Source organism: Gemmatimonas sp. (genome assembly GCF_031426495.1).
In the GTDB taxonomy this organism is placed as follows: Bacteria; Gemmatimonadota; Gemmatimonadetes; order Gemmatimonadales; family Gemmatimonadaceae; genus Gemmatimonas.
On sequence record NZ_JANPLK010000009.1, the window covers coordinates 144,767 to 158,025 of the forward strand.

Below are 13,259 nucleotides of genomic sequence, written 5' to 3' on the forward strand. Positions count from 1 at the left end.
GAGGGACGTGGAACTTAGTGGCGGAACAGGCGCTCGCCGGTGAACACCATCGCGATACCATGCTCATCGGCCGCCGCGATGACTTCGGCGTCGCGCACCGACCCACCGGGCTGCACGATAGCCTTTACACCAGCCGCAGCTGCTTGATCGATCCCGTCGCGAAACGGGAAGAAGGCGTCGGAGCCGAGCGCCGCCCCCTCGGTGACATGGCCCACACTCGTCGCTTTGTGCACGGCCAGAAAGCTGGCATCCACACGCGACATCTGACCGGCTCCGATGCCGATCGTGGCGCCGTCGTGCACGAGCACGATGGCATTCGACTTGACGCTCGCCACCGACTTCCACGCGAAGTGGAGGTCCACCATCTCGTCGGTCGTGGGCTGCCGCTTGGTCACCACGTTCCACTGGGCCGGCTCCATCGGCGCCGGGGCGCGATCCTGCACCAACAGGCCACCTCGCACGCGCTTGTAGTCCATGCCGCCCTTGGCCCACGTCGCGCGACCTTCCAGCACACGCAGGTTCTTCTTGCGGCCAAGAATCTCGACCGCTTCATCGGAGAACGACGGCGCCACGATGCACTCCACGAACAGGCTGGAGATCGCCTCCGCCGCCGCCACATCGACCGGCACGGTAAACGCGATCACGCTGCCGAATGCCGACACGGGATCACAGGCCAGCGCCTTCTTGTACGCCGAAAGCGCGTCGATGCCGGTGGCGACGCCGCACGGCGTGGTGTGCTTGATGATCGCGCACGCCGGCTGATCGGCGAACGGCTCGATCGCGAGCAGCGCGCCCTCGAGGTCGAGCAGGTTGTTGAACGAGAGCTCCTTGCCGCCCTTCTGCACCAAGGCGCCAAGGCCGGCGCCCGGCTTCTCCACATAGAACGCAGCGCGCTGCTGCGGGTTCTCGCCGTAGCGCAGTGCCTGCTGTTTCTCGAAGGCAATGGGATAGCGATCGGGGAACGGCTCGCCGCGCTGCTGCGCAAACCACTGCGCAATCGCCGAATCGTAGCCGCTCGTGTGCGCGTACACCTTCTCAGCGAGCAGGGTGCGGAACGCAAGGTCGTCGCCACCCGACTGCACGATCTCGAGCACATGCGCGTAGTCGGTGGGATCGACGATCACCCACACCGACGCGAAGTTCTTCGCCGCCGACCGCAACATCGACGGGCCGCCGATGTCGATATTCTCGATGACTTCTTCCGCATGCACGTTCGGCTTGGCGGCCGTCTCGCGGAATGGATACAGGTTCACGACCACGAGATCGATGGTGCCGATATTGTGCGCCTTGATCGCCTCCATGTGCTCGGCCATGTCGCGTCGCGCCAGCAGTCCACCGTGAATCACCGGGTGCAGCGTTTTCACGCGTCCGTCGAGCATCTCCGGAAATCCGGTGATCTCACTGACGTCCTTCACGGCAAGACCGGCTTCCCGCAGGACCTTGGCCGTTCCGCCCGTGGAGACCAGCTCGTATCCCTGCTGAGCGAGGCCGGTGGCGAATGGCACAAGACCGGACTTGTCGGAAACGGAAAGCAACGCGCGCATGGAGACGGGAGCAGAAGAGGGAGAAGAACCGCGGAAGAGAATCAGCGCGGAAAGAGTCGCGCGACATCGCTGGCAAAATCAGGCGAAGGACCTGCGGCGTCCTCGGCCAGCGCAAAGCGCCATTCGGGGGCATGCACCGACACGGGGTTGTCGAGATGTCCGTGCACGTGACCGTCATCGCCGAGAACGATCGCGCCCGATGCCACGGCGGCCACGCACAGCGACAACAGGCGATGCTCGGTGCGCAGCACGCGCGCCGCCAGCAAGGTCGCGTCGTCGCCCGGCAGGACCGGCACCGGCCACTGCGCGATGATCGGTCCGCGATCAAAGTGCTCGTCGACGAAGTGCACAGTCACGCCGGTGAGCGCGGCCCCGTGATCGAGCACGGCCTGATGAATACGCATGCCGTACATGCCGGGGCCACCGAAGGCCGGCAGCAACGCGGGATGCACATTGAGGATGCGTCCGCGGAAGGCGCGCACGACGTCCTCGGGCACCAGTTTGAGGTAGCCGGCCAGCACCAACACATCGGTTTTGGCCGTATCGAGCAGCGAGAGAATGGCATCGCCGTCGTTCGGCGCGTCGAGCACGCCGGTGGCGATTCCCGCGGTGCGCGCGCGATCGAGCGCGCCCGCCTCCGCTCGATCGGACGCAACAAAGGTGATCGCACCGGCGCTGGCGTCTGGACCGGTAAAGTGGTCGATCAGTGCCTGGAGGTTGGACCCGCCACCCGAGGCCAGCACCGAGATACGCGCTCGTGACGTCATAGCGCCCAAACTACTGCGCTCCCGACGGTGGCTGCAGGGGCGTTCGGGCGCCGATCATCGCCAACGCAATCGACACCGCCTCCAGAATGGTGTCCGCCATGAAGATGCGGGCCGAGAGCGCCGAGCGGGCTTCTTCCACGTCGGCCGAGGGCGTCTCGATGCCGGGCACCAGAATACCGATGCCGCCGGTGGCCAGCGCGGGCTGCACATCGCGCCACCGATCGCCGATATACGCGCTGTGCGCCAGGTCGAGCGCATAGGCTGCGGCCGCATCGCGATACATGCCGAGGCCCGGCTTGCGGCACTCGCACGGCTCCTTGGGACGTCCCCAGTGCGGACAGTGGTAGGTGGCCAGTACCGCCGCGCCATCGGCGCTCAGCAGCGCGTTGGTGCGATCACGCACCGCTTCGTACTGGAACGTCGTGATCAGTCCGCGAGCGATGCCCGACTGGTTCGTGACGACGACCACCGGCACCTGTGCCGCATTCGCTGTGGCGACGGCCGCGGCCGCACCAGGAATCAGCTGCACGCGACTGGCATCGGCGAGGTAGTGCGCATCGGCGATCAGTGTCCCGTCGCGGTCGATGAACAGCGCGGGAACCGGTGCGTGTTCAGCGGGCGACGCGGTCACCGTCGTACCGCGGTGGTATCGCGTTTCGTGCTGTCTCGCTTGGCAGCATCGCTCGTGCTGTCGGGCTTTGGGGCGCGTGGCGTGGTGAACGTGCGCGCCGGTGAGCGGACCGTGCCGGAGAGGCTGCGCAAGTTGCTTACGGTAAGCCGGAACTGCTTCTGCGGCTCCAGTACCGTGTCGAGCGTGACGTAGATCTCCTTGTACAGCAGCGGGCGACGAAGCTTGGGCGGCGGCGTCGTGTCGATCGGGGCACCCGGGCGGCCTCGACGCGCCGCCGCACGGGCCCGTGCCTCGCGTTCGGTGCGTGCCACGGCGGCCAGACTATCGGCGCGCTTGACGCGCGCCAAGGAATCGGTACGGGCGCGCAACGCCGGTGTGGAATCGCGCAACGCCGCCACACGCGCCACCGAGTCGGCACGCACTTTCGCTCGCAGCGAGTCGGCCAGATTGCGCTCGGGAATCGTCTGCACCGCTTTCACGCGCACGATCGTTGAATCGTTGCGCCTGATGAGCACATCCTCGGGGCCGAACAGGCGCCCCGGTGCATACGGTTTGTCGAACACCACTTTCAGCACGGCACTGTCCAGCGGCGTCACTTCTGATACGCGCAAGCCGACCGTGTCGTGGGCGAAGCCATAAAACTCGATGTCGGCCGACTGCGTGAGCGTCACGCTCACCGAGTCCCACACTTCGATGGGATCGAGACTGCGATTGGTGTTCCGATCACCATACGCACGCAACAGGTACGGGCCGGGTGGCAGATACTGCAGCACATACCGGCCGGTGGAATCGGCGACCACCTGATACGTGGTGCTGTCTGGCGCGATGGCTTCGACCAATGCCCCCGAGAGTCCGTTGCCGGCCGCCCAATCGAAGGCCACGCCGGTAATGCGCGTGGTCGGAATCGGTCCGCCGGTACTGAATACCAATCGTATGGTGCTGTCGATGCCGTTGCTACGAAGGTCCTGCAGGCCCCGCTTGATCACTACCGAATACACGGTGTTCGGCTTCCATCCCTTCGACGGACGGATCTCGATCTTCGAGCGTCCCCAGTCCACCTTGGGCACGCCACTCTTGGGACTGATGAACACCAGGTCGGCGATGTCCTTTGCACCCTTGGGCGTTTCGCTGATCACTTCGTCGAACTGCAGCACGACGGCCTTCGGCTTGGCGCCGACGGCGTTGTCTTGCGGCGTCACCTTCAGCACGAGCGGCGGCGCCAGATCAGCGGGACCGCCCGGCGGCGCTGTCTGATTGGCGCAAGCGGTGAGCAGCAGCAGCGCGGCCGCCCGCAGCGCAACGGCCTTCATCGCGGACTTCACGCGCCGAACGTACCGAGCTTGGTGCGCATCAACGCACAGCGCGCGCGCCAGTCTTCGGCTTTGGCGCGCTCTGCCTCGACCAGCGCCGGCGGCGCCTTCGCGACGAACTTGTCGTTGGCCAGACGGCCGTCGAGCGCATTGAGCTGCGTTTCGAGTTGCGTGAGTTCTGCCTGCAAGCGCTGCTTCTCCTTCTCGAGATCCACCATGCCGGCGAGCGGCACGACCAGTTCCACGCCGTCACGCAGTAACAGCTGCGCCGACGCGCCTCCGGGGTTCACCGACGCCATCGCGACGCGCGCGCGCGCCAGCGAGCCAATCGTGTCGCGCTGCGCATCGAGCAACTCCGCGATACCGGCCGGAGCCACCAGCATCGCCTCCACCCACGCACCCGGATTCACGTTGTACTCCGAACGCACGCTGCGGATCGCCTGCACCGCATCACGGGCGTACTCGAAGGCCTGTGCGCCAGCCGGCGTCGCGCCATCGGCCCGACGCGACCGCGGCCAAGCGGCTTGGGCCAGGAACGCGCCCGACGGTGTGTTCGGCAGCTGCTGCCAGAGTGCTTCGGTAATGAACGGCACCACCGGCTGGAGCAACCGCAGCGCCCCATCGAAGGCGTGTGCCAGCACCGTACGCGCCACTTCGCGGTCTTCACCCTCCGTGGCGTACAGGCGCGGCTTGAGCGCCTCGAGATACCAGTCGGCCAGCTCGTTCCACACGAACCGGCGGGCCGCCTCGGCGTACTCCGACAAGCGAAGACCGCGCCCGCGTTCCGCTTCGGTCCAGCTGTGCCCGTTGGCCGGTCGCGGCGGACCCAAGGCGGCGTCGCAGTCGAGAATGGCTTGATCGAGACGATCGAGGATCCACTGATCGGCGGCCGTGAGTCGCTCGGGCGCGATCGACGACAACGACTGCAACGGTTCGGTGCCAACGCGTGACAACAGGAAGCGCCCGATGTTCCAGAGCTTCGTGCAGAAGTTGCGCCCGGGCGCGAACGACTTCTCGAGATCGTTGGGGTCGAGCATGACGTCGACGCCGAGACCGAGACCGGCCGTCATCGTCCAGCGGAGCGCATCGGCGCCGTACAGCTTCACGACGTCGAGCGGATCGATCCCGTTGCCTAGCGACTTCGACATCTTCTTGTGCTGCATGTCGCGCACCGTGCCATGCAGATACACCGTGTGGAACGGCGTCTGGTCGAGGAACCAGCACCCTGACATCACCATCCGCGACACCCAGAAGAACAGGATCTCCGGCGCCGTGACCAGCACGTCGCCCGGGTAGAACGCCTTGAGGTCCGGCGTTTCGTCGGGCCAGCCCAGCGTGGAGAAGGGCCACAGCCACGATGAGAACCAGGTGTCGAGCACATCCTCGTCTTGACGCACCGTGCCATGGCACGACGGGCACGCGGTCACGTCCGTGCGCGACACCATCGGCTCCTGCGAGCAGGCCGGATTGTCGCAATACCACACGGGTACGCGATGCCCCCACCAGATCTGCCGCGAGATGTTCCAGTCGCGAATGCCTTCCAGCCAGTTCACGTACACCGCTTCCCAACGATCCGGCAGAATACGCAGCTGGCCCCCGCGCAGCACGTCGAGCGCCTTGTCGGCGAGCGGACGCATACGCACAAACCACTGATCGGACAGGCGTGGCTCCACCACCGTGTCACAGCGATAGCAATGACGCACGGCGTGCGCATGCGGCTCGACCTTCACCAGCGCGCCTTCAGCCTCCAGCAGCTTCACGATGGCCGTGCGCGCCTCGGCGCGATCAAGCCCCGCCAACGCGGCCGGCACACGTCCGGCCGCGTCCTCGACTTCACGCACGATGCCCTCGGCATCGATGATGACCGGCATCGCCAAGCCGTGACGCTTGCCCACGTCGAAGTCGTTGGCGTCATGCGCGGGCGTAATCTTCACGGCACCGGTACCAAACGCGGCGTCGGTGTACGTGTCGGCGATGATGGGAATGCGCACGCCGTTGATCGGCAGCACAACCTGCTGGCCGATCATCGTGAGATAGCGTTCGTCTTCGGGATTGACGGCCACGGCCACGTCGCCGAGCATCGTTTCCGGGCGCGTGGTGGCCACGGTAATCGATTGCGTCGGGTCGTCGGCGAGGGGGTACCTGAGGTGATACAGCTTGCCCGTCGTGTCGGTGAACTCCGCCTCTTCATCCGACAGCGAGGTGCCGCAGCGCGGGCACCAGTGGATCACGCGATGGCCCTTGTACACCAGGCCGTCTTCGTGCAAGCGCACGAACGCCTCACGCACCGACTTCGAGAGGGCGGGGGAGAACGTGTAGGCCGTGCGCGACCAGTCGGCGCTCGATCCGATGGCCTTGAGCTGATTCAGGATCTCGCCACCGGTGTGTTCCACGAACTCGGCGACCTTCTCCACGAACGGCCCGCGACCCACGTCGAAGCGCGTCTGTCCCTGCGCGGCGAGCTGTTTCTCCACCACGTTCTGCGTGGCGATTCCGGCATGGTCGGTGCCCGGCAGCCAGAGTGCTTCATCGCCGGCCATGCGGCGCCAGCGAATGAGCACATCCTGCACGGTGTTGTTGAGGCCATGCCCCATGTGCAGTACGGCCGTCACATTGGGTGGCGGGATCACGATCACGAACGGCTCGCGCGTGGCGGCGCGTTCGGCATCGGCCGTGAACACGCCGTGCTCGGTCCACCGGGCGTACCAGGTGGACTCAGTGGCAGCAGCGTCGTAGGTCGTCGGAAGCGAATTCGTGTCGGGCGCAGTCATGGCCCAAGATAACACCGATCGGCACGCGACCGGCTCACGCCCGGCTCACCGTCGGTGCGGTGTCTCGTACTGCGCCGTCCGGTGGCTCTGAATCGATCCCGGCCCGCGAACGGCGAGGTGATCGACCACTGAGGTCACGTCGGGAACCCCGCGGGCCAGCGTGAGCGCATGCGCGATCTCCCCGGTGCTTTCTACCCAGCCGGTCAGTTCGATCGTGCCCGCGCCGACGGCACCGATGTCGATGGCCCGGGCCTCAAGCACCGGATCATGGCGAAACGCCTCGAGCACGCGGGACTCGAGCTCCTCGTGGGTCGGCACCGATGGACCCATCGGAATGACGACCGCGTCGGCCAGCGGTGAGACGGCAGCCTGGGGCTCCATGGAGCGCGTGCGCCGGTCGCGCATGCGGTCCCGGAGACGCTCGCGGGTGGACAGGCGGTCCGGCATAGCCTCAGGGACCGACGCCGATGGCTCTCCACGACGACGGACGTGCATGTGGGCGATCGACTCGCCAGACAGCTCCGAATCATCGTCGGCGAGCTCATCAAACGAGTCGGTGCGGCGCTCATCGCCGCGCCACCCCTCAGGGCCGGGTTGCCGCCGGCTGCCACGGCCACCGCGGCGGAGCAGTCCGTCCACACCGCCGACGCGATCGGCCACCAGCATGCCCAGCGCGACGCCAGCCACTGCGCCGAGCGCTACCAACAGCACCGAAGACGTTCGCGTCGGACGCTTCCTGAATGGGGATTGTGCCATGATGCCACCTCCGTGACGCGACGCCAGCTCACCACGAACGAGAAGAGGATCGCGGTTGAACTTGGCGTGACTCCTTGTGCAAGGATAACTTGACCGTCCTCGCTCGGCGAGGGCGTTCACCTTTCTGCCCGCTCCTGATGACTGCCGGTTCGCAATCTGCTGCTGACGCTGCTGCTCACGCGCACATCGTCCTGACTCTCCCCGATGGCTCCACTCGCGAGGTCCCACCCGGGACGCTGGCGCGCGATGTCGTGGGCTCGATCGGGGCGCGCCTGCTGCAGGCCTCGCTGGCCGTCGCGGTGGATGGAGAGGTATTGGACCTCATGACCCCGCTGCGCGCCTCGGGTTCCTTCGTGGTCATTACGGAGAAGGACCCGCGTGCCGTGCAGGTGCTGCGCCACTCCGGCGCGCATATCCTGGCCACGGCGGTGCGCCGATTACGCCCCGATGCCAAGATCGGGTTCGGTCCCGCGATCGATGACGGCTTCTACTACGACTTCGAAGTCGAGAAGCCGTTCACGCCCGAAGATCTGGCCGCGTTCGAAGCCGAGATGAAGAAGGTCGTGGCCGAGAAGTATCCGTTCGTGCGCGAAGAAGTGTCGCTCAGTGAAGCGCGCGTGCGCTTTGCCGACGATCCGCTCAAGCTCGAACGCCTCGACGATTTTGAGGGCAGCGACGAAGTCATCTCGACGTATACCGACGGCCCGTTCATCGATTTGTGCCGCGGCCCGCACGTCCCGGATACGTCATACCTCAAGCATTTCAAGCTGCTCACGACCGCCGGCGCCTACTGGCGCGGCGATGTGAAGCGCCAGATGCTGCAGCGCATCTATGCCACGGCCTTCTTCAAGAAGGACGACCTCGAGCAGCACCTGCACAATCTCGAGGAGGCCAAGAAGCGCGACCATCGCGTGCTCGGCAAGGCGCTCGACCTGTTCCAGCTGTTTCCCGTCGCGCCTGGCGCTGTGTTCTGGACGCCCAAGGGCACCACGTTGTACAACACGCTCGAAGCGTTCGTGCGCGAGCGCCAGCAGGACGCGTTCAAGGAAATCAAGACGCCACTGCTGTATAACAAGGCGCTGTGGGAGCAGTCGGGCCACTGGGGCAAGTACAAGGAGAACATGTTCCTCGTGCTCGACAGTGAGACCGGCGAGCACGACATGTCGCTCAAGCCGATGAACTGCCCGTCGCACCATTTGTACTTCGCGTCGAGCAAGCATTCGTATCGTGATCTGCCCATGCGCTACGTCACGTTCGACGTGCTGCACCGCAACGAACTGTCGGGCGCGCTGTCAGGGCTCACGCGCGTGCGGCAGTTCGCGCAGGACGACTGCCACGTGTACCTGCGTGAAGATCAGATCGCCGACGAAGTCAAGTTCCTCATGGATTTCATTCTCGGCTACTACGACACGTTCGGGCTCACCGCCAAGCTCAAGTTCGCGACGCGTCCGGAGCAGCGCATCGGTTCCGATGAACTGTGGGATCGGGCGGAAGCGGCGCTGCGCGCCGCGCTCGACAGCACTGGCCGTCCGTACGAAATGAAGGAAGGGGACGGCGCGTTCTATGGCCCGAAGATCGATTTCGACGTCATGGACAGCATCGGGCGTGCCTGGCAGCTCGGTACGATCCAGCTCGACTACAACGCGCCCGAGCGCTTCGACCTCACCTACACGGGTGAGGACAACGCGCCGCATCGTCCGGTGGTGATCCACCGTGCGGTGAGTGGATCGTTCGAGCGGTTCATCGCCATCCTGATCGAGCACTTCGCCGGAGTGTTCCCGGTGTGGCTGTCTCCCGAGCAGGTGCGCGTGATTCCGATCGCGATCGATTACAACGAGCATGCCGAAGCGCTGGTGGCCAGAATGAAAGCCGCCGGCATTCGCGCCACGCTCGACGCGCGCAACGAAACGCTGAACTACCGCGTGCGCGAAGGTGAAGTGAACAAGGTGCCGTACATGTGCGTGATCGGCCGTCGCGAGGCCGATGAGAACACGGTCGCGCTGCGGTCGCGTGGAGCGGGCAAGAAGCAGGACATCATGTCGTCCGATGCGTTCATCGCACGCGTGCTGCACGAAGTCGCCGACCGCACACTGGCGATTCCGGCCGATGTTGTGGCTGCGGCCAGCGACGCGGCCGCCAACTCGACGGAACAGACGGGGGCGACCACGTGACCCCCGAGGCGCTGCTCGACCTGTTCGTGCTGGCGCCTGTCGGCCTCGTGGAGGTGGACGAAGAAGGGCGAGTCGAAGTCGCCAATTTGGCGGCGCGCACGCTGCTCACGCCGTTCACGCGCGCAGGTTCGCTCGATGACCTGTTCGTGGCGTTGGGAGCGGTCGCGCCCGACCTCGCCGCACGTGTGCGTGGGTTCGACTCACCGCGTGGCGTGATTGTCGATGCCCTCGAACTGCTGGCCCCCGGCGAGCAACGCGGGGTGCACCTGTCGTTGGTGAAGGTGTCGCCGGGGCACATCGTGGCCGTGGTGAACGACGCCGGCGCGCTGGCGTCGGCCCGCGGACAACTGTCGCGTGCCGATCAGCGGTTGCGGGCGGTGGAAGGCGCTGTGCGCGATTACGCGATCTTCACCGTCGACGCCGAGGGCACGGTCGACTCGTGGAGCGAAGCGGCGGAGCGCGTACACCAGTTTCCCGCCGCCGCCGTGGTGGGGCAACCAATGACGCTGTTGCTGCCGCCGGACAGCGGTGGTGATGCGTACGTGCAGGACACGCTGGCGTTGGCCGCCCGTAACGGGTGGTGCGAGGAAGAAGGGCATCGCCAGCGTCAAGATGGCTCGTTGTTCTGGGCCAGCACGGTGGTGGCCGCGCTCCGCGCCACGGATGGCACGGCGAATGGATTCTCGGTGGTCACACACGATGTGTCGGAGCGTCGCCGTCTCGAGGATAGTCTGCGTGACGATGCGTCGAGCACCACCGATTACCTCACCGGCGTGTCGGCTCGTCGGGCGTTCTTCGATGTGGCGTCGTCCGAAGTGGCGCGCGCGCGCCGCTACGGGCAGCCGCTCACGATGCTGCTGGTCGATCCGGACAATTTCCGCGAGATCAACGAGCAGCACGGTGAGGCGTTCGGCAACGAGTGGCTGCGCGCGATCGCGTGGGTGTGCCGTCAGGAATCGCGTACCACCGACGTGGTCGGTCGCGTGGGTGGCGAAGCGTTCGCGGTACTGCTGCCCAGCACGGAGCTGTCCGGCGGCCTGGTGCTGGCCGAGCGTATCCGCGAGCGCATGCAACGCCATGTGTTCAGCGGCGACGTGCAGGGCGTGCGGTGCACGCTGTCGGTGGGGGTGGCCGAGGTGACGGATTCCGTGATCAGCGTGGACGGCTTGCTTACGGCGACGGGCACGGCGGTGCAGCGCGCTCAGCAAGCGGGTATGAACCTCGTGGTCGGCTACGACGACTGATTGCTCGCGGTTTCTTGCGTTGAGACGGCGCTGAAACTGCGCTGGGGCGGCGCTCGGTCGTGCCGGGTGGATCCCTTTCGCCGCTTTCTGCGGCGGGATGGCCGCGCGCCGGAGGCGCCGGCCCCTCCTTCGCAGAGGCGGCTGCAGGGACCGCCCGTCCCGACCGGCTGACACGGAGGCGGCTGTCGCCGCTGCAGTGGGGGAGCGAGAGATCGGTGCCGGGCCTCGCACTCGCCGCGGGGAACAGCGTTGGGGGTACTGTTGCCTCCGCGAGTGCGACGGTTCCCGCGAGACGTGCGCACACGCGACAGTTTTTTGAGACGCGGGCTACGAGAATCGAGGAAGCGAAGCGACCGCGCGTCGATGCGTCGCGAGCAACTCGAGAAACGCCTCCCGTTGCATTGGGGAGATCAGCACGTACTGGCCTTCACCGTACTCAACCCGCAAGCGGTCGAGAGAAAATGCTGGAGCAGACGTCATGTCCCTCGACGGTTCGATAGTCCGTATGGACGCATACGGAACGCGGGTCGTGAACGGTCCCACGCGAACCAGCAACTCGCTGTCGGTGAGATGGTACACGGTGACAGCGTATAGCACTGCGGGGAGGAGCACCCCACCTCCAAGCACGAGGGCCGCGGCCACCAGCGCGCGTCGCGACGTGAGGCCGGCCTCCAGCAGGACCATCAGCAACGCAAAGCCCGTGGGCACGAGCACGAGTGCCACCACCCATCCATCAAGTACCGAGCGAAAGCGGCGGCCTGTAGCTGTTGCCCGCCCGAGCTGGCTGGACCGCTCGTCGATTCCGCGTCCGTGCGAAGACATTGTCAGTTCTCGTGATTGGTACGAATTACCCGAGGGCCGCCGCTCGCACCGGATGGGATTGGTGCTCCGATCGTGAGCGTCTCCACGCGGCAGAACTTAGTGCACACTGCTCCGCGTGGTCTAGGGCGCGATCTATTCTCTCGATCTCGTCCGGTCGCAACAGCGCGGTTCCGCGCGCGACTCCCCTAAACCCGCCCGACCCGCATGCCGACCGCAGGTCCCCCTCCCACGCGGGCAGCAAAGCGGGCACCTAGGGCGTAGCATACCGGTAGTCCCCTGCCACACTCCCCACCGCAAATCGCCAACATGACCAGTCGCCTCGCGCTCGCTGCGCTGTTCGCTGCCGCTCTGCTCTCGCCTGCTGCCGCCGCGCAGGCGCAGCCGCGCAAGCCGCTCGTGGAATTCGAGATGATGACGTGGCCCGAGGTCAAGGACGCGCTCGCCGCCGGCAAGACGACGGCGCTGTTCTACACCGGGGGCACCGAGCAGCGTGGACCGCAGAACGTGAACGGCGGCCACAATCTCATGGGACGCGTTATCGTGCGCACGATCGCCGAAAAGCTCGGTGATGCCATCGCCATGCCGGTGCTGCCGTACACGCCGAACAACGCCAGTGCCACGCTCCCCGGCACCATCGGGCTCACGCCCGAGCTGCTGAAGGGCATCCTCGAGCGCATCAGCGAACAGTCCATCGCCACCGGCTTCAAGACCGTCGTGCTCATGGGCGATCACGGTGGTGGCCAGCCGAACGTCTATGCCGACGTGGCCAAGTCGCTGAGCGAGAAGTACGCGGCGCAGGGGATCAAGGTGCTGTACTGCGACGCCGTGTATTCCACGGCCAACGCCGACTTCGACGCGTATCTGAAGGCCAACGGCTTCCCGTCCAGCTCGCACGCCGGCATTCCCGACACGTCGAGCATGCTGTACCTCGGCGACGGCACCTGGGTCCGACTCGAGCAGCTTCCCAACGCCGTCGGCGATCCGGTGCCGACCGGTCCGCGTGGGGCCGCTCCAGACCCCAATGCGCCGCCACGGAAAAACAACGGAATCACCGGCGACGCCCGGAAAGCCAGCAAGGAACTGGGGAAGAAGCTGTTCGAGATGAAGGTCGACTATGCCGTGAAGCAGATCAAAGGGATGACCGGCCGCTAGGCTGGGACGAAACGAAATCGGCGAAATTCGAGGGGCATCGCCTCCGGAATTCGCCGATTTCGCTGTGAGATCGGTTATTTTCAGAGGCTGC

At 65.9% G+C, this 13,259-nt stretch carries 10 protein-coding genes; 3 read left to right on the top strand and 7 right to left on the bottom strand.

Annotation, left to right across the window (positions count from 1 at the left end):
- Positions 1–14: 14 nt before the first annotated feature.
- From purH to RMP10_RS03405, 6 genes are read right to left on the bottom strand one after another with little or no spacing between them, the layout of a single operon-like run.
- Positions 15–1,544 carry a bifunctional phosphoribosylaminoimidazolecarboxamide formyltransferase/IMP cyclohydrolase gene (gene purH, locus RMP10_RS03380; RefSeq protein WP_310569032.1) on the bottom strand — a complete coding sequence of 510 codons (1,530 nt, stop codon included), beginning with the start codon at positions 1,542–1,544 and terminating at the stop codon, positions 15–17.
- A gap of 41 nt (positions 1,545–1,585) precedes the next feature.
- Positions 1,586–2,311: a phosphoribosylglycinamide formyltransferase gene (gene purN / locus RMP10_RS03385; RefSeq protein ID WP_310569033.1), complete on the bottom strand. Its 726-nt coding sequence runs from the start codon at positions 2,309–2,311 to the stop codon at positions 1,586–1,588.
- A gap of 10 nt (positions 2,312–2,321) precedes the next feature.
- Positions 2,322–2,942 carry an HAD-IIIA family hydrolase gene (locus RMP10_RS03390; RefSeq protein WP_310569034.1) on the bottom strand — a complete coding sequence of 207 codons (621 nt, stop codon included), beginning with the start codon at positions 2,940–2,942 and terminating at the stop codon, positions 2,322–2,324.
- Positions 2,939–4,264: an Ig-like domain-containing protein gene (locus RMP10_RS03395; protein WP_310569035.1), complete on the bottom strand. Its 1,326-nt coding sequence runs from the start codon at positions 4,262–4,264 to the stop codon at positions 2,939–2,941. Before RMP10_RS03395 ends, RMP10_RS03390 begins: the two co-directional genes overlap by 4 nt.
- Positions 4,261–7,023, bottom strand: a complete 2,763-nt coding sequence (locus tag RMP10_RS03400) for a valine--tRNA ligase (protein ID WP_310569036.1) — start codon at positions 7,021–7,023, stop codon at positions 4,261–4,263. The genes RMP10_RS03395 and RMP10_RS03400 overlap by 4 nt, the downstream gene beginning before the upstream one ends.
- A 45-nt stretch (positions 7,024–7,068) precedes the next feature.
- Positions 7,069–7,779, bottom strand: a complete 711-nt coding sequence (locus RMP10_RS03405; protein ID WP_310569037.1) for a BON domain-containing protein — start codon at positions 7,777–7,779, stop codon at positions 7,069–7,071.
- A 137-nt stretch (positions 7,780–7,916) separates the two neighbouring features.
- Between RMP10_RS03405 and thrS the strand changes: the two genes are divergently transcribed.
- Together thrS and RMP10_RS03415 are read left to right on the top strand one after the other, a co-directional pair.
- Positions 7,917–9,950 (top strand): threonine--tRNA ligase, encoded by a 2,034-nt coding sequence (gene thrS / locus RMP10_RS03410; RefSeq protein ID WP_310569038.1) that lies wholly within the window; start codon positions 7,917–7,919, stop codon positions 9,948–9,950.
- Complete coding sequence (locus RMP10_RS03415) at positions 9,947–11,194, top strand: sensor domain-containing diguanylate cyclase (protein WP_310569039.1); 1,248 nt, start codon at positions 9,947–9,949, stop codon at positions 11,192–11,194. The genes thrS and RMP10_RS03415 overlap by 4 nt, the downstream gene beginning before the upstream one ends.
- Positions 11,195–11,521: 327 nt before the next feature.
- Here RMP10_RS03415 and RMP10_RS03420 read toward each other — a convergent pair whose 3' ends face one another.
- Positions 11,522–11,917 (bottom strand): PH domain-containing protein, encoded by a 396-nt coding sequence (locus tag RMP10_RS03420; RefSeq protein WP_310569040.1) that lies wholly within the window; start codon positions 11,915–11,917, stop codon positions 11,522–11,524.
- 405 nt (positions 11,918–12,322) lie between these two features.
- Between RMP10_RS03420 and RMP10_RS03425 the strand changes: the two genes are divergently transcribed.
- A complete protein-coding gene (locus RMP10_RS03425; RefSeq protein ID WP_310569041.1) occupies positions 12,323–13,168 on the top strand; it encodes a creatininase family protein in 846 nt (281 codons plus the stop codon).
- The last annotated feature ends 91 nt before the right edge of the window (positions 13,169–13,259 follow it).